This is a genomic window from Kribbella sp. NPDC104218 (assembly GCF_055584105.1).
In genome coordinates, this window is the sequence record NZ_JBVJMQ010000005.1 from 319,985 (window position 1) to 342,176 (window position 22,192).

Below are 22,192 nucleotides of genomic sequence, written 5' to 3' on the forward strand. Positions count from 1 at the left end.
GGTGAGTGAACAGCGCAAGCCCCGGGTCGCGGTCGTTTTCGGCGGCCGGTCGAGTGAGCACGCCATCTCCTGCGTGACGGCCGCGAACGTGTTGCAGGCGATCGATCGGGACAAGTACGACGTCATCCCGATCGGCATCAGCACCAGCGGCCACTGGGTGCTGGAGAGCGGCGACCCGGACCGGCTGTCGATCACCGACGGCAAACTGCCGGAGGTCGACGTGACCGCGCTGCCGGTGTTGTTCGGCGCGAACCGCGAGCTGGTGGTCAACGACCCGGGCTCGGTGCCGGGCACGCTCGGCGAGGTGGACGTCGTCTTCCCGCTGCTGCACGGCCCGTGGGGTGAGGACGGCACGATCCAGGGCCTGCTGGAGATGTCCGACATCCGGTACGTCGGCTCCGGCGTCCTGGCCAGCGCGGTCGGGATGGACAAGCACTTCATGAAGGTGGTGCTGCAGGCCGCGGGGCTGGAGATCACGCCGTACGTCGTGATCCGGGACCGGGATTGGGCGCGCGACCCGCAGCCGCGCCGGGACGCCGTCGCCGCGCTCGGCTACCCGGTGTTCGTGAAGCCGGCCCGGGGCGGCTCGAGCCTCGGGATCAGCAAGGTGAACGGCGCCGACGAGCTGGACGCCGCGATCGCGGCCGCGCAGGTCCACGATCCGAAGGTGCTCGTCGAGGCGGCGGCCCGGAGTCCGCGCGAGATCGAGGTCGCCGTCCTGGACGGACCGGCCGGGCCCGAGGCGAGTATCTGCGGCGAGATCACGGTCTCCGGCGGCGGGCACGAGTTCTACGACTTCGAGACCAAGTACCTGCCCGAGGGTGACGATTTCGCCGCGCTGTCGATCCCGGCCGAGCTGCCCGCGGAGGTCGCGGCCAGGATCCGGGCGCAGGCGCTGACCGCGTTCGCGGCGATCGAGGGTGAAGGGCTGGCCCGGGTCGACTTCTTCCTCGAGCCCGACGGGCGGATCGTCGTGAACGAGATCAACACGATGCCGGGCTTCACACCGAAGAGCATGTTCCCGCTGCTCTGGGCGGCGTCCGGGCTCGACTACCCGGCGCTCGTCGACCGGCTGATCACGCTCGCGACGACCCGGCGTACCGGCCTGCGTTGACCTTGCGCAGCGCCTGTTGCAGGCGCTGCAGGGCCGCGCAGGCGGCCTGACGCGCGTCCTCCGAGCTCGGGCGCGTCGAGTAGCGCGCCTCGCGGTAGAGCGCGGCCAGGGTGTCCAGGTCGTCGTGGGAGACGTTGGCCGCGCCGAACACGCGGGCAGTGAACTCGGCCGGCGTCTCGGCGGGCCGCCGGTCCAGCTCGACCGCCGCGGCAGCTTGTTCGAGCGCGACCCAACAGGCGATCACGGCGTCGTCCGGACTGCCGGTCTCGACCCGCGTCAGGCCGGTCTCGACTGCTTCGGCGAGGCGCTCGGCCCGGACCCGCTCGACCTCGGCGACCTTGGCGGTGTCGCGGCGCCGGCGCAGCCCGGCGTACAGGGCCCAGCTGAGGAGCAGGCCGAACAGGACGGCGATCATCACCAGCCCAACGGTGATGACCAGGTTGAACCACTCCGGCATCGCGGCCGCGGTTTCCCGCGGCGGTGGGGTCGCCCGGTCCAGCGGCGTCCGGGGCGGCAGCGGTGGGCGCGGCGGACGCTCGTCGAGCGGATCGACCGAACCACTGGACGCGGCGAGGACGACGATCGCGGCCACGGCGATGCCCGCGGCGAGCACGGCGGCGCCCTTCCCCCTCATGCAGGCAGGGTAAGAGCTGGGTGGAGCATCCGCGGGCGGCTTGGCCGCAAGCTGCCTTTAGGTGCAGGGGAAGACGATGGCGTTGTGTTTCTGGACGACGTCGGAGACATCGGTGAGGGCGTTCGCTTCGGGGGCGTACTTGGTGGGGACGGCGATCTCGACGTTGAGCTTGCGGCCGACCGTGGTGAAGATGACCCCGTTCCCGACCTGCTTGGCGTACCAGCCGACGCCGTTCACCTCGAAACACTGCGACTGGGCGTCGGCCATCTCGGCCGGCTGGGCGACGCCGCAGGTCACCTCGATCGCCGGATCGCCGTACGCCGTGGTCAGCGGGCTGACGGGCTCGGTCGCGCGGCGCTGCGCGTCGAGGACCTTCGGCGGCATCGCCTTGACCAGCGAGTCACAGGCGGCCGCGACCTCGGGGCCGGGCGACGGCACCGGAACCGGTGCGGGGCCCGGGCTGCACCCGGCCAGCAGGAGCAGGCCGAGTGCAGCGGGGAAGAGCTTGGGCATGCGGACCGGCGACGCGTCCCTCAGATGTGGACGACCGGGCAGGTCAGCGTCCGGGTGATCCCCGGCACGTTCTGCACCTTGGCGACCACCAGCTTGCCGAGTTCGTCGACGTTGCGGGCCTCCGCGCGGACGATCACGTCGTACGGGCCGGTGACGTCCTCGGCCAGGGTGACGCCCTGGACCTCGGCGATCTGGGCAGCGACGTCGGCTGCTTTGCCGACCTCGGTCTGGATCAGGATGTAGGCCTGGACCACCACGTCGTTCTCCACTCAGTCGTCCTCAGCTGGGGCACCGGCCAACACGGTACTGCACGGCGGCCGGGCGTACTCTTCGTTGCCGTGTCACGGTACCGCCTAGACTCCCTGTGGCGATATGGGAGGTCTTGTTGACGTGACAGAGACGTTGGGGAGCACGGGTGAGTTCGGCCTGATCGAGGCCGTCACCAAGACGCTGTCCACCAGTGAGGACGTCTTGGTCGGGCCAGGTGACGACGCCGCCGTCGTTGCGGTGCCCGACGGCCGGATGGTGATCACGACGGACCTGCTGGTGGAGGGCCGCCACTTCCGCCAGGACTGGTCGTCCGCGTACGACGTGGGCCGCAAGGCCGCCGCGCAGAACCTGGCCGACGTCGCGGCGATGGGTGCGCGGCCGACCTCGCTGGTGATCGGTTTCGGCGGTCCGGCGGAGCTGACGGTCGCGTGGGTGCAGGAGTTCTACCAAGGGCTGGCCGACGAGTGCGAGCTGGTCGGTGCGGCGATCGTCGGCGGCGACACCGTCCAGTCGGACAAGATCGTCATCGCGGTGACGGCGTTCGGCTCGCTGGACGGCCGCTCGCCGGTGCTGCGGTCTGGCGCGCGGCCCGGTGACGAGGTGGCCGTGGCCGGCCGGCTCGGGTGGGCCGAGGCCGGCTACACCGTGCTGACCAGGGGTTTCCGGTCGCCGCGGACAGTTGTCGACGCGCATCGGCGTCCGCAACCGCCGTACGCCGAGGGGCCGCGGGCCGCTGCCGCCGGGGCGTCGTCGATGTGCGATGTCAGCGACGGGCTGCTGTCCGACCTCGGGCATCTCGCGGTCGCGAGTCAGGTCGTCATCGACGTCCACACGCAGGCGCTGGTGGTGCCGGAGCCGCTGCAGGCGGTGGCGGCCGCGACCGGCGCCGACGCGTTGAGTTTCGTGCTGACCGGCGGCGAGGACCACGCGCTGGTGGGCACGTTCGAGCCGGCCGACGTCCCGGAGGGCTGGACCGTCATCGGTTCGGTTGCCGAAGGCAATGAGGATCGTCCGGCCGGTACCGTCACCGTCGACGGCGCGCTGTACGCCGCCGCGACCGGCCACGCCCACTTCAGGAGCTGAGGATGAGTCGACCGCCACGAGTGCTCACCATCGCCGGATCGGACTCCGGCGGTGGCGCCGGGATCCAGGCCGATCTGAAGGCGATGCTGGCCAACGGCGTCCACGGGATGAGCGTCATCACCGCGATCACCGCGCAGAACAGCCTCGGCGTCCAGGGGGCCTGGGAGCTGCCGGAGGAGCAGGTGCGGGCGCAGTTCCGCAGTGTTGTGGACGACATCGGGGTGGATGCGGTCAAGACGGGCATGCTGGCGTCGGCGTCCATGGTGCGGGTCGTTGCGTCGCTGCTGCTGACGCTACCGCCGTCCGTGCCGGTGGTGGTCGACCCGGTGTCGGTGTCGAAGCATGGTGACTCGCTACTGGCTGCGGACGCGATGGAGGCGGTGCGGGCGGAGATCGTGCCGCTGGCGACCGTGCTGACGCCGAACCTGACAGAGCTCGGTCCGGTGGCCGGTGTGGAGCTGGAAACGGTGGAGGACCGCGATCGGGCCGCCAAGACGCTGCTGGCGGCCGGTGCGTCCTGGGTGCTGGTCAAAGGCGGGCATGATCTGGGGGCGGCGTCGGTTGATGTCTTGCACGGCCCCGGCGTCCGTCGGGCCTACAGTGCGGTGCGAGCCGACAATCGGCACACGCACGGCACTGGTTGTACGTTGGCCAGCGCGATCGCGTCGTACTTGGCCCGCGGGCACGACATGGAGAGCGCGGTCGGCGCCGCGAAGGAGTACGTGACCGGTGCGATCGCGGCCGGGTTCGCACTCGGCGGCGGGATCGGACCGGTCGACCACGCGTGGAGATTTCGAGGGAGTGGCAGTTGACGAAGCAGCAGCCCCCGGTTGACGGGTACTGCGAGCAGTGCGGCTTCAACTACGACACGGGTGATCTGCAGGGCACCGTGACCCTGCTCGTCCGGCAGTCGGCCGAATGCAGCATGGCGCTCACCAAGGCGGCCGCCGGGCCGGACGCGAGCGTCGTCCGCCTGCGTCCCGAGCCGGACGTCTGGTCGGCCATCGAGTACGCGTGCCACGTGCGCGACGTCCTCGAGGTCCAGCGGCTGCGGATCGCCCAGTGCCTGGCCGAGGACCGCCCGGTCTACGCCCCGATGGACCGCACCGGCCGGGTCAAACAGGCCAAGTACGAGGACCAGGACCCGATGGAGGTCGCCGCCGCGCTCGTCGGCTTCGCCCGCGAGTTCGGCGCCGCCGCCCGCGTCCTCACCCCGCCCCAGCTGGGCAAACTCGGCCTCTACAACTATCCCGTCCGGATGCCGCGCACCCTGGGCTGGGTCATCCGCCACACCGCCCACGAGATCCAGCACCACAAACACGACATCGTCACGATCCTGGCGAAGGTCGAGCCGCCCATCGTCCCCAAGCCCAAACCGGAGCCGGTCGAGGACGAGGCGGAAACGGCAACGGAAGAAGTAGCTACTGAGCAGCTGCCCACGTAGCGACCGTCTGCTCGCTCGTCAGGTGGTCGAGGGCCAGGGCGGCGGCTCCGCGGAGGGGCCCGTCGGCTTGGTGGGCTGCGGTGAGGACGGGTGGGGGAGTGGGGCGGCGGAAGGTCATGAGGCCGTCGAGGTAGGTGTGGTCGAAGGCGTGCGGAGCGGCGGCGCGGAGGGGGACTGCGAGGCCGCCGAGCGTTACGACGTCGGGGTCGTGGGAGTTGACGAGGCCCGCGATACCGGCGGCCAGGGCGGTCGCTACTTTTTCCACCGCGCGGCGGGCTGCTGGGTCGGTGCGGTCGAGGGTCGACCGGGTGTAGGCGTGCGGGTCGTCCGGGGCTGGGTCACCGAGGTGGTGGGCCAGGGCGTTGCCGTCGATTTCGAGGTTCCAGCAGCCGCGGGCGCCGCAGATGCAGTGGCGGGCGCGGTCACCGAAGGGGGTGTGGCCGAACTCGCCGGCCGCGCCTGAGGCGCCCAGAACGGGGACGCCGTCGATGAGAAGCGTTCCGCCGATCCCGGCCTCGATGATGAGGTGCAGCGCGGTTCCGGCGCCTACTGCGGCTCCGGTGCGGGCTTCGGCCACCCCGCTGAGCGTTGCGTCGTTTCCAGCGAGCAGGGGGACGCCGGTGCCTGATGTGACGGTTTGCAGGTCCATCTCGAACCACTCCGGTGCCGAGGCTTGCAGCAGTAGGCGGTTGTCCCGCAGCGTGCCCGGAACGGCCAGACCGACCGCCTGCAGCCGGTCGCCGTACTGATCCTGCGCCTCCAGCACGGAGCGGTGCAGATGGTCGAGTACGACCTCGGCCCGCCGAGTCCGGTGCCGCCGGTCCGTCTGGCTCAGGAAGGTCCCGTCCAGCGCCACGACCGCGCTACGCCAGTTGCTCTGCCGCAGATCGAGTGCGAGCGCGACCGGGCCCTGCGGATGGGCGCGGAGCAGCGTCGTCGGTCGGCCCCGGCCGTGACTCGGCGCCGGGACTTCCGCGAGCAGCCGCACGTCCCGCAGTTTCGCGGTCACCTCGGTCGCCGAGCTCGTGCTCAGCCGCAGCTCGCGCGCGACCGCGGCGCGCGTCAGCCCCGGCCGGCGACTCACCTGGGTGAGGATCTCGGCGGCCGTCTGCCATTGTCCGCGGCGGGCTGGAGTCATACGATCCTTCTATCTTATGCTCGGAGTACGAGTTTAATGGGAGGTGCTGTGAACGTCCGGGACATCCGCGCCGTGCTGTTCGACATGGACGGGACGCTGGTCGACTCCGACGGCGTCGTCGATCGGAGCTGGAGCACGTGGGGGACGGAGTACGGCGTACCGGTCGCCGAGGTGCTCGCGGTCGCCCACGGCAACCCGGCCGCCGCGACGATCGCGCAACTGCGGCCGGATCTGTCGGAGGCCGAGCGGGCCGCGGCCAACGCCCGGGTCCTGCAGCTCGAGGTGGACGACGTGTCGGACGTCGTCCCGACCGCGGGCGCGCTGGAGCTGATCGCGACGCTGGAGCGGATCGGTGTGCCCTGGGCGATCTACACGAGCGCCCCCGCGCAGCTGGCGAAGGTCCGGCTCGACGCGGCCGGGATCGCGCCGTCGATTCTGGTCACGATCGACGACGTCCGCCACGGCAAGCCCGACCCGGAGGGGTACCTGCGGGCGGCCGAGCTGCTGAGCATCCCGATCGCCGACTGCCTGGTCGTTGAGGACACCCCCGTCGGCCTGGCCGCGGGTAAGGCCTCGGGCGCCACCACTGCCGGTGTGAAGGGCATCCCGGCCGACATCCGGCTCCCGGACCTGCACCGGCTCGTCCAGCTGTTCAGCGAATGAGCGCCCGGGCCGAGGCGACCCAGATCGGGATCAGCCTGTCCGCGCTCGGCTACCTGCTCGCCGGGCTCGGCGCCTGCGTCGCGATCCTGGCCCGGGACCTGGACGAGCCGACCGGTCGGCTGGCTCTGCTGTCATCGGCGTTCGCGGTCGGCCTGGTCGTGATTGCAGTCGTCGGCCCGATGCTGCTGCGGACCCGGTCGATCTCCGTCGTCCTGCGGATCGGGTCGGTCATCTGCGCGGCCGGCGGCGCGCTGATCGCGCTGGCGCCGGCGTACCCGCTTGTAGTCGTTGGCGGGCTGTGCGTCGGTCTGGGCGGTGCGCTGCTGGTGCTGGTCGCGCCGCTGATGCTGCACGGCGCGACCGCCGCGGCCCGGCTCAGCCGGGTCAACGCCGTCGCCAGCGCGGCCGGCATCCTCGCGCCGCTGACGATCGGCGTCGTCGACGCACTCGGCGTCACAGGCCGGGTGGCGATGGTGGTTGCGGTACCGCCGCTGCTTGCGCTCGCCTTTTTCAAAGGTGCGGACAGCAAGCCGCCGGCGCTGGCCGAGGCGCCGACCGGACACCCGGTCGGGCGGACAGTCTTCCTGGCCTGGCTCCGGGTCGTGCTGGCTGTCGGCGTCGAGTTCTGCTTCGTCGTCTGGGCGGTCGCGCGGCTGGCCGCCTCCGGTCTGTCGCTTCCGGTCGCTGCACTGCTCGGGACGTCGTTTCCGGTCGGAATGGCCGTCGGACGGGCGATCGGGCCGATTCACTACCGCTCGCTGCCGCCCGTCGTCCCCAGTGGGGTTGTTGCCGTCGTCGGCACGCTGCTGGTCAGCCTGCCCAACACGCCGGTGGTCATCGCCGCCGGACTGGTCATCGCGGGCATCGGCGTCGCGCCCCTCTACCCGGTCACGCTCGCGGCCTTGGTGGCCACGCCGGGGCTCAACCCGACCCGGCTGGCCGCGCTGGGCGCGCTGGCATCCGGCACGGCCATCCTGATCACCCCGGCCGCTTTGGCCGGCCTGGCTCGGGTCGTCGACCTGCGGACGGCGTACCTGATCACCATCCCGTTGCTGGTGGTGCTGTTCGCGTTGAGTCGGCGTCCGGCGCCGGTACGGACACCTACCTTGGCAAGGTGAGGATCTCGGCGCCGTCGTCCGTGATGGCGATGGTGTGCTCGGTGTGCGCGGTCAGACAGCCGGTCGCGCTGCGCAGCGTCCAGCCGTCCTGGTCGGTGACGAGCTTGTCGGTGTCGGCCATCACCCACGGCTCCAGCGCCAGTAGCAGACCCGGCCGCAGCTGGTAGCCGCGCCCGGCCCGGCCGGTGTTCGACACGTGCGGATCCTGATGCATGGTCGACCCGATCCCGTGCCCGCCGAACTCGGTGTTGATCGGATAGCCGGCCGCACTCAGCACCGCACCGATCGCGGCCGAGAGGTCGCCGATCCGCGCGCCCGGGCCCGCGGCCGCGATCCCCGCCGCCAGCGCGCGCTCGGTCGCGTCGATCAACGCGAGACTCTCCGCGGACTGCGTCGGGCCGACCACGAAGCTGATCGCCGCATCCGCCGCGACGCCGTCCTTCAGCACGGCCAGATCCAGCGTCAGCAGATCGCCGTCGGCCAGCGCGTAGTCGAACGGCTTCCCGTGCAGGACGGCGTCGTTCACCGCCGTACAGATGTAGTGCCCGAAGGGCCCCTTCCCGAACGACGCCTCGTAGTCCACGTAACACGACGTCGCCCCCGCCGCCTCGATCAGCTCCCGCGTCCAGCGATCGACGTCCAGCAGGTTCACCCCCACCGCACACCGCTCCCGCAGCGTCGCCAGGATCCCGCCGACCACCCCGCCGGTCACCCGCCCCCGGTCCACTTCATGCGGACTCAGAATCTCGATCATGCCAACCCTCCGCCAATAACTATACCGGCCAAACTATACCGGTACTATAATTGGCCGCATGGTCCGGCTCCCCCTCACCCCCGCCGAGCTCGAACGCGGCCACCGCCTCGGCGCGCTGCTCCGCGAGGCCCGCGGCGCACGCTCGATACTCGACGTCGCCCTGGCCGCCGAGATCTCGCCCGAAACCCTGCGCAAGATCGAGTCCGGCCGCATCTCCACCCCGGCGTTCCCGACCATCGCCGCGCTCGCCGAGGTCCTCGACCTCTCCCTGGACGCCCTCTGGGCCCAGATCAACCAGCCGGCCGCCGTCGCGACCTGAACCGCCAGGCCATCACAACTGGCCTGAGCCGCGGTGTCCCCGCCTGGCGGGCGGGTGGCCGCGCGATTGTGATGGCCTGGGCGTTCGGGGCCTACGGCAGCGGGAGGCCGTGGTCGCGGAGGAGTGCCGCGAGGGTGGCCGCGTCGGCGGCGACGAGGTCGAAGACCTCGGCGTGGATGCCGACGGAGCGGGCGCCTTCGACGTTCGCGGGGACGTCGTCGATGAACAGGACCGAGGTGGCCGGTGCGCCGGTCGCCGCGAGGATGGCCTGGAAGTACGCCGGGTCGGGTTTCTTGAGGCCGAGGTCGCAGGAGTAGAAGCTCTGGTCGAAGAAGGCGTCGTACCCGCGTTCGACGGCCATGATCTCGCGCCGGTAGGCGTGCTGGTTGGTGGCCAGGTGGCAGGCGATGCCGGCGGCCCGGAGGCGCTGGATCAGGTCGAGCACCTCAGGATCGGCGGCGAACCAGTGCCACGGCTCCATCGCCGACTCCAGCGACTCGGTCACCTGCCAGCGCTCGAGGACGGCGGCCATCGCGTCCGCGAACTCCTCCTTGCCGACCAGAGCGGGCTGCTCGGAGGCCATCAGATCGTTGACGAAGGCCTCGCCGTCGGCCGGGACCATGGCGTGCAGGCGGGCGGCCCAGTCCTGCGTTCCGCGCTGGAGTACGCCGTCGGCGTCGAACAGGACCGTGGTGATCGCGGGCGTCATGCGCCCATCCTGTCAGCCCGCACCCCTTGACCGGTTCAGTCGGCATGCGCTTACCTAATGGCTACGTAAACATATCTGGACACCTTCCGGCGAAATCCAACAAGAAAGCGCCAGGTGAGGCGTATGCCGCTGAGCAGAAGGACGCTCCTCGCAGCCGGAACCGGCGCCGCCGTCGCCGGGCTGACCGGGTGTGGATCGCGCAGTTCGCTCGGGACCGCGAGTGAGCTGACCATGTGGACCTGGGTCGGGTCCGTGAACGACGACCTGATCGCCGAGGCCGAGAAGTCGATCCCGGGCCACGCCGGGCTGAAACTGTCGATGACCCGGATCGGCAGCAACTACAAGACCAAGGTGCTGACCGCGCTGGCCGGTAAGTCACTGGTCCCGGACATCGTCGCGATCAACGACGACGTCGCGACGTACTTCCCGAACTCCGACCAGTTCCACGACCTGTACGAGCTCGGCGCGAAGGAGCGCGAGAACGACTTCCTGCCCTGGAAGTGGAAACTCGGCGTCACCCCGCAGGGCAAGATGATGGCCTACCCGATGGACACCGGCCCGACCGCGCTCTTCTACCGCAGCGACATCCTCGCCAAGGCCGGGATCGACGTCGATCCGGCCGCCGTCGCGCAGCAGGCGCCGGACTGGGACAGCTACATCGCGCTCGGCAAGAAGATTCAGCAGGCCGTCCCCGGCGCCTCGATCACCGACAACGTGAACAGCGTCTTCGCCTACCGGATGGCGCAGCAACCCCAGCGGTACATGACCGCCGACGGCCGGTACATCGGCGACCAGGACCACGTCCGGGAGGCGTTCGACCTGGCCATCCGCGTGGTCAAGGAGGGCCTGTCGGCCAACGCGCAGGACGGTTCGACGGACGCCGACGCCGTCGTCACCAACGGGAAGCTGGTCGCGTTCAACGCTGCGGTCTGGTGGGCGCAGCTCGGACCGAAGAACGCGGCCCCGAAGACCAAGGGCAACTGGCGGGTGGCGGCGGCTCCCGGCGGCGCCGGCAACCGCGGCGGCTCGTTCCTCGCGATCACCAAGTACTGCAAGAACCCCGAGGCGGCGTTCGCGTTCATCAGCTGGCTGGAGTCCGCGCAGAACCAGGCCCAGGCCTTCCTCGATCCGGTGCTGTTCCCGTCGACGCCGGCGTCCTACACCGATCCGCGGCTGACCGCGCCGGACGAGTTCTTCGGCGGGCAGCGGATCGTCGACGTGTTCGCGGAGTCGGCCAAGAAGTACCCGGGCGCGTACTTCTCGCCGTACGACTCGATCGTCGGCGACCAGCTCAGCGCGCAGCTCGTCAACGTCGAGACCGGCGGCAAGGCGCCGGACCAGGCCTGGAACGACGCCCAGCAACAGATCGACCGCGAACTGACCCGGGCGGGAGCGATCTGAGATGGCTGTCAGCAAAGCGCTGCCCGCGGCCGCGCGCCCGGCCACGGCGTCCGCGGAGAAGCCGCCGAGCCGGTTCCGGCAGGCGTTCCCGCAGTACGCGGCGATCTCGCCGTTCTTCATCCTGTTCGCGATCTTCGGCGCGTTCCCGGTGCTGTTCTCGATCTGGATCTCGTTCCACTCCTGGGACGGCATCGGCCCGATGACCTGGGTCGGCCTGGAGCAGTACCACTACCTGTTCACGGATCCGAAGTTCTGGCAGACCATCGGCAACACGATGATCATCTGGCTGCTGTCGACGGTCCCGATGCTGCTGCTGGCGCTGGTGATCGCGAACGCGCTGCACAACGCGACCCGGTTCCGCACCTTCTACCGGATCGCCTACTTCATCCCGAACGTCACCTCGGTGGTCGCCGTCACGCTCGTGTTCGGTTCGATCTTCAGCAACAACTTCGGCCTGCTGAACGCGTTCCTGCAGTCGATCGGCCTGGGCAAGGTCGAGTGGCTGACCCAGCCGTGGGGGATCAAGATCGCGATCGCGACGATCGTCACCTGGCGCTGGGTCGGCTACAACGCGATCATCTTCCTGGCCGGTCTGCAGGCGATCTCGGCCGATGTCTACGAGGCCGCCAAGGTGGACGGCGCCAGCGCGCGGCAGACCTTCTGGCGGATCACCGTCCCGATGCTGCGCCCGGTGATCCTGTTCACCGCGGTCACCTCGACGATCGGCGGGCTGCAGATCTTCACCGAGTCCCGGGTGCTGTTCGGCGACACCAGCAACATCGGCGGTCCGGGCGACGCCGGGATGACGATCGTGTCGTACCTGTACCAGAGCGCGTTCATCAAGAACCAGTTCGGGTACGGCGCCGCGATCGGCTGGGCGCTGTTCATCCTGATCGTGCTGTTCAGCATCATCAACTGGCGGCTGATCGGCGGTAACGACGACGAACGCGTCACCAGCCGGGCCAAACGCCGGGTGGAGCGCCGGATCAAGCAGCAGAAGGAGAACGCCGATGTCCGTTGAGCGCATCCGCACCATCACCGGCCACATCGTCCTGATGCTCGGCGTCGCGGTCTCGCTGTTCCCGTTCTACTGGATGGTGGTGATGGCCTCCAACACCACGCCCGACATCTTCGCCTACCCGCCGAAACTGCTGATCGGCTCGCACCTGTTCGAGAACATGGGCAAGGTACTCGACAACGTCGACTTCTTCGGCTCGATGCTGCTCACGCTGGTGGCCGCGCTGTCGGTCACCGTGCTGGTGCTGTTCTTCGACTCGCTGGCCGCGTTCGCGTTCGCGAAGTACGAGTTCCCCGGCCGCAACGTGCTGTTCGGGCTGTTGCTGGCGACCTTCATGATCCCGGCCCAGCTGTCGCTGGTCCCGCAGTTCGTGACGCTGGCCCAGTTCGGCTGGATCGGCTCGCTGAAGGCGCTCATCATCCCCGGCGCCGCGAACGCGTTCGGCATCTTCTGGATGCGCCAGTACGCCAAGGGCGCGATCCCGGACGAGCTGATCTCGGCCGCCAAGGTGGACGGCGCCGGCTTCTTCCGCCAGTACCTGACCGTCGGCCTGCCGGTACTGCGGCCCGGCCTCGCCTTCCTCGGCATCTTCACCTTCATCAACGTCTGGAACGACTACCTCTGGCCGCTGATCGTGATGACGGACCCGAACCGTCTCACCCTCCAGGTCGCGCTCGACCAGCTGAACGGCATCTACGGCACCGATTACTCGATGGTGATGGCGGGCGCCCTGATGAGCGTGATCCCCTTGATCGGGGTCTTCCTGATCGGAGCCCGCTCGTTCATCGCGGACCTCGCGGCCGGCGCGATGAAATTCTGACCTCACAACCTGTGAAGAGGACTTGTTTTGACTGACAGCAAACTCCGCTGGGGCATCCTCGGGACCGGAAACATCGCGTCCCGGTTCGCCGACCAGGTGCCGACGTCGCCGGCCAACGAGGTCGTCGCCGTCGGCAGCCGATCGCTCGCCTCGGCCGAAGACTTCGGCAACCGCTTCGACATCCCCAACCGCCACGGCTCGTACGACGCGCTGCTCGCCGACAAGACCGTCGACGCCGTCTACGTCGCCACTCCGCACCCGATGCACCCCGAGTGGGCGATCAAGGCCGCGGACGCCGGTAAGCACGTGCTCTGCGAGAAGCCGCTGGCCATCAACCGGGACTGGGCGGAGGCGATCATTGAGGCCGCCGTCCGCAACGACGTCTTCCTGATGGAGGCGTACATGTACCGCTGCCTCCCGCAGACCAAGCTGGTCGCCCAGCTGGTCCGCGACGGAGAGCTCGGCAAGGTGCACCAGATCGAGGCGACGTTCGCCTTCAACGCCTCCTTCAACCCCACCAGCCGCATCTACGCCGACGAGCTGGCCGGCGGCGGCATCCTGGACGTCGGCGGCTACCCGGTTTCCTACGCCCGCTTGATCGCCGGCGCCGCCACCGGTCTCCCGTACGCCGAACCGGCCGCCGTCAACGCGGTTGGGACGGTCGGCGAGACCGGTGCCGACGAGTGGACCGCCGCGACGCTGTTCTTCGACGGTGGCGTCACCGCGCACGTCACCACCGGCGTCCGCCTCGGCGACCAGAACCAGTTGCGCATCGTCGGCAGCAAGGGCTACCTGATCGTCGAGGACCCGTGGTTCGGCGGCGACGGCAAGCCGACGCACGTCACGCTGCACCGGGTTGGCGAGGACGTGCGGGAGATCTCCGCCGAGCCCGCGCTGATCTACGCCGCCGAGGCCGAGGCCGTCGCGGCCGCGATCGCCGACCGTCAGGCCCCGGAGATGAGCTGGGCCGACACCCTCGGCAACCTGACCGTCCAGGACCAGTGGCGGGCCGCGATCGGTCAGCAGTACGCGATCGAGCGCGACGACGCCGCGATCCCGACCGCGAGCGGCCGCCCGCTGGCCAAACGGGCCGGCGCCCCGATGAAGTACGGGACCGTCCCCGGGCTCGACAAGCAGGTCTCCCGGCTCGTGATGGGCGTCGACAACCAGCACAGCCTGACCCACGCGGCCACGGTCTTCGACGACTTCGTCGAACGCGGCGGCACGACGTTCGACACGGCGTACATCTACAGCGGCGGGTACGGCGAGAAGCTGCTCGGGCAGTGGATGAAGACCCGCGGCAACCGCGACGACGTCGTCGTCATCGGCAAGGGCGCGCACACCCCGCATTGCGACCCCGAATCCATCACCCGGCAGCTGCACGAGAGCCTCGACCGGCTCCAGACCGACCATGTCGACCTCTACCTGATGCACCGCGACAACGAGGAGATTCCGGTCGGGGAGTTCGTCGACGTCCTCGACGAGCACTTCGCGGCCGGCCGGATCAAGGCGTTCGGCGGCTCCAACTGGACCACCGGCCGCTTCGACGAGGCCAACGCGTACGCCGCGGCGCACGGCAAGCAGCCGCTCACGCTGCTCAGCAACCACCTCAGCCTCGCCCGGGCGTACGACGTCCCGTGGGCCGGCTGCCGGCACGTGGCGGACGACGAGTCGCAGGCGTGGCTGCGGGAGCGGCAGGTCGCGCTGTTCCCGTGGTCGAGCCAGGCCCGCGGATTCTTCACCGGACGGGCGAAACCGGAGGACCGGTCCGACGAGGAGCTGGTCCGCTGTTTCTACTCCGACGAGAACTTCCGTAGGCTGGACCGGGCCCGGGAGCTCGCGACCGCCAAGGGAGTCGAGCCGACGGCGATCGCACTGGCCTGGCTGTTGCACCAGCCGTACCCGGTGTTCCCGCTGATCGGGCCTCGGCACCTCAGCGAGACGCGGACCTCCACCCCCGGTCTGAGCGTCGAGCTGAGCGACGAAGAAGTGGCGTACCTCACGGCCTGAGCTGAGCCGGTTGACCGAATTGGTCGAGCAGTGACACCCATGTAACATGGTCTGTCGGTGTCAAGACCCTGAACACGGAGAATCATGTCTAAGATTTGCGATGTCTGCGGCAAGCAGCCGAAGTTCGGCAACAGCGTTGCCCGCCTGGGTAAGGGCGCGATGATCCGGCGCGTGAAGGCTCGTACGCCGCGTCGTTTCAACCCCAACATCCAGCCGGTCCGGGCGATCATCAAGGGCACCCCGACCCGCATGAAGGTCTGCACGTCCTGCATCAAGGCCGGCAAGGTCCAGCGCGTCGTCGGCTAAGGCCTGCTCGCACCACCTTTCCGTGTAGGGCCTGACACAGGCGCCTCGGTCTCGTACCGAGGCGCCTTGTCGCGTTTCACCGCCGCTTGGCGACGACCGTGATCTCGTTCCGGTTGTGATGCAGCTGGCGGGCGTGCCGGACGTCGTACGCCGGGCGCAGCTCGGCGATCCCGCGGCGGGCGCCGTCCAGGGGGTTCTTGCCGCCGCCCTTGAGCGTGACGATCGCGAGGCCGCCGCGCCGGACGTGCTCGGCGGCGTCCACCATCATCCGCGCGCTCAGCACCTGATCCATCCGCATGTCGTTCACGACCACGTCGAAGCGGACGCGGTTGTCCGCGAAGAAGCGCCCGGCCGTGGTCGCCGCGTGATGGATGCCGCGGTCGCGGTGCAGCCGGTCGTCCAGGTAGCCGGGGTCGACCGACCAGACCTCCTGGCCGTGCAGGCGCAGGATCCGCGTCCAGCCGCCCGGTGAGGCGCCCAGGTCGACGGCCTTGCCGCCGGTCGGCAGCTTCAGCCCGAAGGTCGCGATCGCCTCCTCGAGCTTGAACTCCGACCGGGAGACCCGCTCCTCGCCGCGGGCCAGCCGCATCCGCCCGCCCGGCCAGTCCGACAGGCTGTCCGCGAGCCGGTTCACGCCGAGCAGGACCGCCCGCGGTCCCTCGAAACACGAGACGACCCACTCCTGCCCCGACCGCGTCACCTCTACGCCGCGCTCGGCCAGCGCTTCGGAGATCCGGTGGAAGTACGACCCGCCCGTCCCGGCCCGATCCGTCCACGCCTGTACCGCCAGCGCCTTCGGATACTCCGGCAACTCACCCAGGATCAGCTCCGCCAGCTCGTATGACGGCGGCAGCTCGTCGAACCCGCCGATCTCCCGGGTCAGATGCCGAACGAACATGATCCGCCCGTCACCACAAGCCGCCGCCAGCTCGGAGACGTCCGGCCCGCTCACCCGCCCGATATCCGCGCCCACCCGCTGCACAGGCACTTTCCCGAACTCGCTCCGGATCTCCCGAACGGCCCACTCATAACTGTCGGCCGCCGCCGAGAACAACACGCTCACACCGCTGACCGTATCGCGAGGCACTAACCTTCCCGAGGTGGAGGAACTGACGGTCGAGGTGTTGCGGGCCTGGGCGCGGACCGCGCTGGCGGAGCTCGGGCGGGCGCGCAGCGAGATCGACGAGCTGAACGTGTACCCGGTCCCGGACGGCGACACCGGCACCAACCTCTACCTGACCTGGGAGGCCGCCTGCGAGGCGCTGCCCAAGGGTGAGCTGACGTTCGCCGAGGCGGTCCAGGCCTTCGGCCGGGGCGCGCTGCTCGGCGCCCGCGGCAACTCGGGCGTCATCACCTCCCAGCTCGTCCGCGCCTGCGGCATGCGCCTGTCCGAGAACCTGCCCCGCGAGCAGGCGGACGGCGTCCTCGCAGACCCCCGGATGAGCGAGGCCGCGGCCTTCGCCGATGCCCTCACCTACGCCGCCGACGCCGCGTACGGCGCGGTCGCCGAGCCCGTCGAGGGCACCATGCTCACCGTCGCCCGGGCCGCCGCCACCGGCGCGATGACGGCCGCGAACGACGGCAAGAGCCTCGCCGACGTCTGCCTGGCCGCTGTCGCCTCCGCCCGGCACGCGCTCACCAAGACGACCGAGCAGCTCGACGTCCTCCGCCGCGCGGGTGTCGTGGACGCCGGGGGAGCGGGCCTGGTCGTGATCCTCGGCGCGATGGAGTCCGTCCTGACCGGCCGGACCGTGCACGTCGACGTACCGGCTCGTGTGCAGCCCCAGGACGCCGCTGGAGACCTCAGCGCGGACGGACCGGCGTACGAGGTCATGTACCTGCTGGATGCGCCGGACGACGCCATCGGCGCGTTCCGGCAGCAGCTGACCGGCCTGGGCGACTCGGTCGTCGTGGTCGGTGGTGACGGCTTGTGGAACGTGCACGTGCACACCGACGACATCGGCGCCGCGGTCGAGCGCGGGATCGAGATCGGCCGGCCGCACCGGATCCGCGTCACCCACTTCGAGGACCAGCACCACCACGAGACGCCGCCCGGCCGCGCGGTGATCGCCGTCGTCGCGGGCGAGGGCCTGGCCGGGTTGTTCACCGAGTCCGGCGCGCAGGTCGTCGTCGGCGGGCCGGGACGGCGTTGCTCGACCGGCGAGCTGCTGACCGCGATCGAGAAGTCGCAGGCGCTCGAGATCGTGCTGCTGCCGAACGACAAGGACACCATCGCGGTCGCCGAGGCCGCCGCCACCGCCGCCCGTCAGGACGGCCGCCGGGTCGCGGTGATCCCGACCCGGGCCCAGGTCCAGGGGCTGGCCGCGATCGCCGTCCACGACCCCGCCAGCAGCTTCGACGACGACGTCGTCCACCAGTCGGCGGCCGCCGGGCAGACCCGGCACGGCGCGGTCACGGTCGCGGTCAAGGACGCCTGGACGATGGCCGGCCGCTGCCGGATCGGCGACGCGCTGGGCGTGGTGGACGGCGATTTCGCGCTGATCACCGAGGAGCTGTCCGACGCCGCGATCGGCGTCGTCGACCGGCTGCTGGGCGGTGGCGGCGAGCTGCTGACGATCGTCACCGGCCGCGACGCGGACCCCGAGCTGGCCGCGACACTGGAGCGTCATGTCCGGCGGCAGCGCAAAGATGTCGATGTCGTGGTGTACGACGGTGGCCAGGAAAGGTACCCGTTGCTGATCGGGGTGGAATGAAAATCGACATGGACCGTAAGCTCCGCGACCTGGTCGGAGCCAAGACGGCCAAGACGTTCGCGGACGTGCTCGCCCTCGAGACCGTCGGCGACCTGCTGCGGCACTACCCGCGCCGGTACCTCAAGAAGGGTGAGCTGACGCCGTTCCGCGACCTCGAGGTCGGCGACCAGGCCACGGTCAACGGCCGGGTCAAGAAGGTCACCGTGCGCTCACTCGACACCAAGGCCGAGATCCCGCTCACCGACGTCCAGAAATGGAGCCGGCGCAAGACGCTGACCAAGGTCGTGGTCACCGACGGCGAACGCGACCTGGAGCTGGCGTTCTTCAACCAGCCCTGGCTCGCGACCAAGCTGACGCCGGGGACGGCCGCCCTGTTCTGGGGCGAGGTGACGATGTTCCGCGACATCATGCAGCTCAAGGGCCCGGGCACCGAGATCCTGGACGACGAGGACCTCACCGAGGCCGAGATCGAACGCCGCGCCCGCCCGTTCCGGCCGCTCTACCCGGCGACCGCGAAGTTGCCGACCGCAACGATCGAGCGCAGTGTGAAGATCGTCCTGGACAGTCTGGAGGACGAGCTCGACGACCCGATCCCGGAGCTGATCCGCCGGCAGGAGAAGCTGCTCGGCCTGGTCGACGCGCTGCGCAAGGTGCACCTGCCGGACACCGAGAAGGACATCGACGCCGCGCAGCAGCGCTTCCGGTTCGAGGAGGCGCTGGTGATGCAGACGATCCTCGCCCAGCGCCGCGCGGTCACCGACGCGCTGAACGCCGTCCCCCGGCCGCGCTCGGCCGGCGGCCTGCTCGACGAGTTCGACGCTCGGCTGCCGTTCGCGCTGACCGAGGGCCAGGCCGAGGTGGGCGAGGAGATCTTCGCCGACCTGGCCCGGCCGCACCCGATGCACCGGCTGCTGCAGGGCGAGGTCGGCTCCGGCAAGACCGTGGTCGCGTTGCGGGCGATGCTGTCGGTCGTCGACAACGGCGGCCAGGCCGTCCTGCTCGCGCCGACCGAGGTGCTCGCGACCCAGCACCACAAGACGCTGTCCAAGATGCTCGGCGACCTCGCCGAGGAGGGCATGCTCGGCGGCGCGGACCGCGCGACCAAGGTCGGCCTGCTGACCGGCTCGCTGAACGCGGCGTCCCGGCGGACGGCGATGCTCGACGCGGCCAGCGGCGCCGCGGGGATCGTCGTCGGCACGCACGCCCTGCTCGAGGACAAGGTCCAGTTCGCCGATCTCGGGCTGGTCGTGGTCGACGAGCAGCACCGGTTCGGCGTCGAGCAGCGGGCCGCGCTGAGCGCGAAGTCCGGGGAGAACACCCCGCACGTGCTGGTGATGACCGCGACCCCGATCCCGCGGACGGTCGCGATGACGGTGTTCGGCGATCTGGCCGTCTCGACGCTGACCCAGCTGCCGGCCGGCCGCTCGCCGATCCAGTCCTCGGTCGTCCCGGCCAAGGAGAAGCCGGACTGGTTGCAGCGCGCCTGGGCGCGGGTCCGCGAGGAGGTCGGCAAGGGCCACCAGGCGTACGTCGTCTGCCCGCGGATCGGCGACGACGTCAAGAACGCCGCTGACGAGGAGGGCGAGTTCGTCGCCGGGGACGACGAGGGCCCGAAGAAGCAATCCCGGCCGCCGATCTCGGTCCTGCAGGTCTCCGAGGCGCTGGCCGAGATCTTGCACGACCTGAAGGTCGAGATCCTGCACGGGCGGCTCCCGGCCGACGAGAAGGACGCCGTGATGACGCGGTTCGCGGCCGGTGAGGTCGACGTGCTGATCGCCACGACGGTGATCGAGGTCGGCGTCGACGTCCCGAACGCGTCCACGATGGTGATCATGGACGCCGACCGCTTCGGCATCTCCCAGCTGCACCAGCTCCGCGGGCGGGTCGGCCGGGGCAAGGTGCCCGGGCTCTGTCTGCTCGTCACCGACCTCTGGGCGGGTTCGAAGTCCTACGAGCGGCTCGACGCGGTCGCCTCCACGACGGACGGGTTCGAGCTGTCCCGGATCGACCTGGAGACGCGCCGCGAGGGCGACGTCCTCGGCGTCGCGCAGTCCGGCCGGCGGACCAGCCTGAAACTGCTCAGCGTGCTCCGCGACGAGGACGTCATCTTCGCCGCCCGCCACGTGGCGAACTCGATCGTCTCGGTCGACGCCGAGCTGGTCGAGTACCCAGCGCTGCGCGCCGTCGTCCGCCAGGCCCTGGAGTCCGCCTCGACCGAGTACCTGGAGAAGACATGAGTCGGATCATCGGGGGAGTGGCGGGCGGACGGCGGATCGCCGTCCCGCCGGGGACGGGGACGCGCCCGACGACCGATCGGGTCCGGGAGGCGCTGTTCTCGTCGCTGGAGACCGAGTTCGGCAGCTTCGACGGGTTGGCGGTGCTCGATCTGTACTCCGGGTCCGGGGCGATCGGGCTCGAAGCGCTGTCGCGCGGCGCGGCCCGGGTGCTGCTGGTCGAGTCGGATCGCAAGGCGGTCGACGTGATCACGGCCAATCTGAAGGTGGTCGGCCTGCCCGGGGCGAGCGTCGTCCTGCGGCCGGCCGAGAAGCTGGCGGCCGGCGAAGCCACGGCGCCGTTCGACCTGCTGTACGCCGACCCGCCGTACCAGCTGGAGACCGCCGAGCTCCAGGACATCCTGGTCGCGCTCACGGCCGCGGGCTGGCTCGCCGAGGACGCGATCGTCGTCGTCGAGCGCGGTAAACGGGAGCCGTGGGAGTGGCCCGAGGGCTTCGCGGCGCTCCGCGACCGCAAGTACGGCGAGGCCCGCCTTTGGTACGGTCACCGGCATGGCTAAGGCGGTTTTCCCGGGCTCCTTCGACCCGCCGACGATCGGGCACCTGGACGTCATCGAGCGGGCCGCCGCGGCGTACGAGGAGGTCGTCGTCGCCGCCGGAGTGAACTCGGCCAAGCGCCGGCTGTTCAGCGACGCCGAGCGGGTCGAGATGCTGACCGAGCTGGCCGCGCCGTTCGCCAACGTCACCGTCGGGACCTTCGAGGGGCTGCTGGTCGACTACTGCCGGGCGCAGGGCGCGAGCGTGATCGTGAAGGGCCTGCGGACGGCCGCCGACTACGACTACGAGCTGCAGATGGCGCACCTGAACCGCCGGCTGACCGGCGTCGACACGGTCTTCCTGCCGGCCGCCGCCGAGCACAGTTTCATCTCGTCGAGCTGGGTCAAGGAGATCGCCGGGCTCGGCGGCGACGTCACGTCCTTTGTGACGCCGGAGGTTCACGCACGGTTACGGGAGAAACACCGGTAAGGCCCCGAATTGGGTGTCGGGCCGGGTAGTTGATAATGTGGTCTACCGGTCTCGACGAGATCGATTTCTGCCTGCCCACGCCTGAAAGGGAAGCCCTGAGCGTCTTGGACCCGCGGTCCCCACTCGTGATCGATACCCACGAGCTGTCACGCCGCGCCGGGTCCCAGCGCGAAGTCTCCTTCCAGGCCGCGGCGCCGGCGGATCTCGGTATCGACGTGATCGGCGTCCCCGAAGGTGATCCGATCCAGTTCGATCTACGGCTGGAAGCGGTTGTCGAAGGGGTGCTCGTCACCGGAACGGCCAGTGGCCGGCTGGTCGGGGAGTGCGCGCGGTGCCTGGTCGATATCGAGGACGAGTTCCTCGCTGACGTCCAGGAGCTGTACGTCTACCCGGAAAGCGATGCCGAACCGGACGAGGCCAGCCGGATGGAGGGCGATCTGATCGACCTCGAGCCGGCGCTGAGGGACCAGGTGGTGCTCGCGCTACCGTTCCAGCCCTTGTGTACCGACGACTGCGCCGGTCTGTGCCCCGAGTGTGGGGTCCGACTGGCGGACGAGCCCGGTCACAAGCACGAGGACGGGGCCGATCCCCGCTGGGCCGCCCTCGGCGGACTGCTCCAGAACGACCAGCAGGACAACTGAAGACCGAACCACCCGTACACCAGCCGGCCGGGTCATCCAGCCCCCGGCCGAACCGAGGAGTCATAACCGTGGCCGTTCCGAAGCGGAAGATGTCGCGCAGCAACACCCGCAACCGCCGGGCCCAGTGGAAGACCACTGCCCCGTCGCTGGTGACCTGCGTGAACCCCGCCTGCCGCGCCAAGCACCTGCAGCACACCGTTTGCCCGACCTGCGGCCAGTACGGCGCCAAGGGCGAGCGTCGCCAGGTCGTCGAGAGCTAAGCG

Annotated in this window: 25 protein-coding genes; 18 read left to right on the plus strand and 7 right to left on the minus strand. The window is 70.1% G+C overall.

Going from position 1 to position 22,192, the window contains the following annotated elements:
- The first annotated feature begins 1 nt into the window (after window position 1).
- Window positions 2–1,114, plus strand: a complete 1,113-nt coding sequence (locus tag ACZ6ZD_RS34875; protein WP_465678661.1) for a D-alanine--D-alanine ligase family protein — start codon at window positions 2–4, stop codon at window positions 1,112–1,114.
- Here the strand turns inward: ACZ6ZD_RS34875 and ACZ6ZD_RS34880 are convergent.
- The 3 genes from ACZ6ZD_RS34880 to ACZ6ZD_RS34890 are packed head-to-tail and all read right to left on the minus strand — an operon-like array spanning window position 1,077 to window position 2,518.
- Window positions 1,077–1,748, minus strand: a complete 672-nt coding sequence (locus tag ACZ6ZD_RS34880; protein WP_465678663.1) for a DUF4129 domain-containing protein — start codon at window positions 1,746–1,748, stop codon at window positions 1,077–1,079. The genes ACZ6ZD_RS34875 and ACZ6ZD_RS34880 overlap by 38 nt on opposite strands.
- A gap of 57 nt (window positions 1,749–1,805) precedes the next feature.
- Window positions 1,806–2,261 carry a DUF3515 domain-containing protein gene (locus ACZ6ZD_RS34885; protein WP_465678664.1) on the minus strand — a complete coding sequence of 152 codons (456 nt, stop codon included), beginning with the start codon at window positions 2,259–2,261 and terminating at the stop codon, window positions 1,806–1,808.
- Window positions 2,262–2,281: 20 nt separating this feature from the next.
- Entirely contained in the window at window positions 2,282–2,518 is a 237-nt protein-coding gene (locus ACZ6ZD_RS34890; protein ID WP_026163142.1) for an Lrp/AsnC family transcriptional regulator, read from the minus strand.
- Between the two features lie 115 nt (window positions 2,519–2,633).
- Between ACZ6ZD_RS34890 and ACZ6ZD_RS34895 the strand changes: the two genes are divergently transcribed.
- From ACZ6ZD_RS34895 to ACZ6ZD_RS34905, 3 genes are read left to right on the plus strand one after another with little or no spacing between them, the layout of a single operon-like run.
- Window positions 2,634–3,614 carry a thiamine-phosphate kinase gene (locus ACZ6ZD_RS34895; RefSeq protein WP_465678665.1) on the plus strand — a complete coding sequence of 327 codons (981 nt, stop codon included), beginning with the start codon at window positions 2,634–2,636 and terminating at the stop codon, window positions 3,612–3,614.
- A 2-nt stretch (window positions 3,615–3,616) separates the two neighbouring features.
- Complete coding sequence (gene thiD / locus ACZ6ZD_RS34900) at window positions 3,617–4,426, plus strand: bifunctional hydroxymethylpyrimidine kinase/phosphomethylpyrimidine kinase (protein WP_465678667.1); 810 nt, start codon at window positions 3,617–3,619, stop codon at window positions 4,424–4,426.
- Window positions 4,423–5,058, plus strand: coding sequence for a DinB family protein (locus tag ACZ6ZD_RS34905; RefSeq protein ID WP_465678668.1), 636 nt, complete (start codon window positions 4,423–4,425; stop codon window positions 5,056–5,058). Before thiD ends, ACZ6ZD_RS34905 begins: the two co-directional genes overlap by 4 nt.
- Here ACZ6ZD_RS34905 and ACZ6ZD_RS34910 read toward each other — a convergent pair.
- Window positions 5,036–6,196: an ROK family transcriptional regulator gene (locus tag ACZ6ZD_RS34910; RefSeq protein WP_465678669.1), complete on the minus strand. Its 1,161-nt coding sequence runs from the start codon at window positions 6,194–6,196 to the stop codon at window positions 5,036–5,038. The genes ACZ6ZD_RS34905 and ACZ6ZD_RS34910 overlap by 23 nt on opposite strands.
- A gap of 48 nt (window positions 6,197–6,244) precedes the next feature.
- Here ACZ6ZD_RS34910 and ACZ6ZD_RS34915 point away from each other — a divergent pair, with 48 nt between their 5' ends.
- A complete protein-coding gene (locus ACZ6ZD_RS34915) occupies window positions 6,245–6,859 on the plus strand; it encodes an HAD-IA family hydrolase (protein ID WP_465678671.1) in 615 nt (204 codons plus the stop codon).
- Entirely contained in the window at window positions 6,856–7,977 is a 1,122-nt protein-coding gene (locus ACZ6ZD_RS34920; protein ID WP_465678672.1) for an MFS transporter, read from the plus strand. The genes ACZ6ZD_RS34915 and ACZ6ZD_RS34920 overlap by 4 nt, the downstream gene beginning before the upstream one ends.
- On the opposite strand, the gene map is transcribed toward ACZ6ZD_RS34920, so the two are convergent.
- Window positions 7,961–8,731 (minus strand): type I methionyl aminopeptidase, encoded by a 771-nt coding sequence (gene map / locus ACZ6ZD_RS34925; protein WP_465678673.1) that lies wholly within the window; start codon window positions 8,729–8,731, stop codon window positions 7,961–7,963. The genes ACZ6ZD_RS34920 and map overlap by 17 nt on opposite strands.
- Before the next feature lie 58 nt (window positions 8,732–8,789).
- Here map and ACZ6ZD_RS34930 point away from each other — a divergent pair, with 58 nt between their 5' ends.
- On the plus strand, window positions 8,790–9,050 hold the full coding sequence (locus tag ACZ6ZD_RS34930) for a helix-turn-helix domain-containing protein (protein ID WP_465678675.1): 261 nt from the start codon (window positions 8,790–8,792) through the stop codon (window positions 9,048–9,050).
- A gap of 91 nt (window positions 9,051–9,141) precedes the next feature.
- Here the strand turns inward: ACZ6ZD_RS34930 and ACZ6ZD_RS34935 are convergent, their stop codons facing one another.
- The gene (locus tag ACZ6ZD_RS34935; protein WP_465678676.1) at window positions 9,142–9,759 is read right to left on the minus strand and encodes an HAD-IA family hydrolase; all 618 of its coding nucleotides are present in this window, start codon (window positions 9,757–9,759) and stop codon (window positions 9,142–9,144) included.
- Between the two features lie 123 nt (window positions 9,760–9,882).
- Between ACZ6ZD_RS34935 and ACZ6ZD_RS34940 the strand changes: the two genes are divergently transcribed.
- From ACZ6ZD_RS34940 to rpmB, 5 genes are all read left to right on the plus strand, one after another.
- On the plus strand, window positions 9,883–11,160 hold the full coding sequence (locus tag ACZ6ZD_RS34940; protein ID WP_465678678.1) for an ABC transporter substrate-binding protein: 1,278 nt from the start codon (window positions 9,883–9,885) through the stop codon (window positions 11,158–11,160).
- Between the two features lies 1 nt (window position 11,161).
- Window positions 11,162–12,181 carry a carbohydrate ABC transporter permease gene (locus tag ACZ6ZD_RS34945; protein WP_465678679.1) on the plus strand — a complete coding sequence of 340 codons (1,020 nt, stop codon included), beginning with the start codon at window positions 11,162–11,164 and terminating at the stop codon, window positions 12,179–12,181.
- Window positions 12,171–12,998 (plus strand): carbohydrate ABC transporter permease, encoded by an 828-nt coding sequence (locus ACZ6ZD_RS34950; protein ID WP_465678680.1) that lies wholly within the window; start codon window positions 12,171–12,173, stop codon window positions 12,996–12,998. Before ACZ6ZD_RS34945 ends, ACZ6ZD_RS34950 begins: the two co-directional genes overlap by 11 nt.
- Window positions 12,999–13,025: 27 nt before the next feature.
- A complete protein-coding gene (locus ACZ6ZD_RS34955) occupies window positions 13,026–15,008 on the plus strand; it encodes an aldo/keto reductase (protein ID WP_465678682.1) in 1,983 nt (660 codons plus the stop codon).
- An 84-nt stretch (window positions 15,009–15,092) separates the two neighbouring features.
- On the plus strand, window positions 15,093–15,314 hold the full coding sequence (gene rpmB, locus ACZ6ZD_RS34960) for a 50S ribosomal protein L28 (protein ID WP_171677027.1): 222 nt from the start codon (window positions 15,093–15,095) through the stop codon (window positions 15,312–15,314).
- Between the two features lie 76 nt (window positions 15,315–15,390).
- On the opposite strand, the gene ACZ6ZD_RS34965 is transcribed toward rpmB, so the two are convergent.
- On the minus strand, window positions 15,391–16,377 hold the full coding sequence (locus ACZ6ZD_RS34965) for an SAM-dependent methyltransferase (RefSeq protein ID WP_465678683.1): 987 nt from the start codon (window positions 16,375–16,377) through the stop codon (window positions 15,391–15,393).
- Window positions 16,378–16,414: 37 nt separating this feature from the next.
- On the opposite strand from ACZ6ZD_RS34965, the gene ACZ6ZD_RS34970 reads away from it, so the two are divergent.
- The 6 genes from ACZ6ZD_RS34970 (at window position 16,415) to rpmF (ending at window position 22,189) form a co-directional block, all read left to right on the plus strand.
- On the plus strand, window positions 16,415–18,028 hold the full coding sequence (locus ACZ6ZD_RS34970; RefSeq protein WP_465678685.1) for a DAK2 domain-containing protein: 1,614 nt from the start codon (window positions 16,415–16,417) through the stop codon (window positions 18,026–18,028).
- Complete coding sequence (gene recG, locus ACZ6ZD_RS34975) at window positions 18,025–20,265, plus strand: ATP-dependent DNA helicase RecG (protein WP_465678686.1); 2,241 nt, start codon at window positions 18,025–18,027, stop codon at window positions 20,263–20,265. Before ACZ6ZD_RS34970 ends, recG begins: the two co-directional genes overlap by 4 nt.
- Window positions 20,262–20,822 carry a 16S rRNA (guanine(966)-N(2))-methyltransferase RsmD gene (gene rsmD, locus ACZ6ZD_RS34980; protein WP_465678688.1) on the plus strand — a complete coding sequence of 187 codons (561 nt, stop codon included), beginning with the start codon at window positions 20,262–20,264 and terminating at the stop codon, window positions 20,820–20,822. Before recG ends, rsmD begins: the two co-directional genes overlap by 4 nt.
- Window positions 20,815–21,288: a pantetheine-phosphate adenylyltransferase gene (gene coaD, locus ACZ6ZD_RS34985; protein ID WP_465678689.1), complete on the plus strand. Its 474-nt coding sequence runs from the start codon at window positions 20,815–20,817 to the stop codon at window positions 21,286–21,288. The genes rsmD and coaD overlap by 8 nt, the downstream gene beginning before the upstream one ends.
- A 125-nt stretch (window positions 21,289–21,413) precedes the next feature.
- Window positions 21,414–21,929 (plus strand): YceD family protein, encoded by a 516-nt coding sequence (locus ACZ6ZD_RS34990; protein WP_465678690.1) that lies wholly within the window; start codon window positions 21,414–21,416, stop codon window positions 21,927–21,929.
- 68 nt (window positions 21,930–21,997) lie between these two features.
- Window positions 21,998–22,189 carry a 50S ribosomal protein L32 gene (gene rpmF / locus ACZ6ZD_RS34995; protein WP_131355175.1) on the plus strand — a complete coding sequence of 64 codons (192 nt, stop codon included), beginning with the start codon at window positions 21,998–22,000 and terminating at the stop codon, window positions 22,187–22,189.
- Window positions 22,190–22,192 lie beyond the last annotated feature (3 nt).

Bases quoted from the DNA above. Each gene is read 5' to 3' on its own strand.
- ACZ6ZD_RS34880 (WP_465678663.1), bottom strand. From the start codon at position 1,748: ATGAGGGGGAAGGGCGCCGCCGTGCTCGCCGCGGGCATCGCCGTGGCC.
- ACZ6ZD_RS34885 (WP_465678664.1), bottom strand. From the start codon at position 2,261: ATGCCCAAGCTCTTCCCCGCTGCACTCGGCCTGCTCCTGCTGGCCGGG.
- ACZ6ZD_RS34895 (WP_465678665.1), top strand. From the start codon at position 2,634: ATGGGAGGTCTTGTTGACGTGACAGAGACGTTGGGGAGCACGGGTGAG.
- thiD (WP_465678667.1), top strand. From the start codon at position 3,617: ATGAGTCGACCGCCACGAGTGCTCACCATCGCCGGATCGGACTCCGGC.
- ACZ6ZD_RS34910 (WP_465678669.1), bottom strand. From the start codon at position 6,196: ATGACTCCAGCCCGCCGCGGACAATGGCAGACGGCCGCCGAGATCCTC.
- ACZ6ZD_RS34920 (WP_465678672.1), top strand. From the start codon at position 6,856: ATGAGCGCCCGGGCCGAGGCGACCCAGATCGGGATCAGCCTGTCCGCG.
- map (WP_465678673.1), bottom strand. From the start codon at position 8,731: ATGATCGAGATTCTGAGTCCGCATGAAGTGGACCGGGGGCGGGTGACC.
- ACZ6ZD_RS34930 (WP_465678675.1), top strand. From the start codon at position 8,790: ATGGTCCGGCTCCCCCTCACCCCCGCCGAGCTCGAACGCGGCCACCGC.
- ACZ6ZD_RS34935 (WP_465678676.1), bottom strand. From the start codon at position 9,759: ATGACGCCCGCGATCACCACGGTCCTGTTCGACGCCGACGGCGTACTC.
- ACZ6ZD_RS34940 (WP_465678678.1), top strand. From the start codon at position 9,883: ATGCCGCTGAGCAGAAGGACGCTCCTCGCAGCCGGAACCGGCGCCGCC.
- ACZ6ZD_RS34945 (WP_465678679.1), top strand. From the start codon at position 11,162: ATGGCTGTCAGCAAAGCGCTGCCCGCGGCCGCGCGCCCGGCCACGGCG.
- ACZ6ZD_RS34950 (WP_465678680.1), top strand. From the start codon at position 12,171: ATGTCCGTTGAGCGCATCCGCACCATCACCGGCCACATCGTCCTGATG.
- rpmB (WP_171677027.1), top strand. From the start codon at position 15,093: ATGTCTAAGATTTGCGATGTCTGCGGCAAGCAGCCGAAGTTCGGCAAC.
- recG (WP_465678686.1), top strand. From the start codon at position 18,025: ATGAAAATCGACATGGACCGTAAGCTCCGCGACCTGGTCGGAGCCAAG.
- rsmD (WP_465678688.1), top strand. From the start codon at position 20,262: ATGAGTCGGATCATCGGGGGAGTGGCGGGCGGACGGCGGATCGCCGTC.
- coaD (WP_465678689.1), top strand. From the start codon at position 20,815: ATGGCTAAGGCGGTTTTCCCGGGCTCCTTCGACCCGCCGACGATCGGG.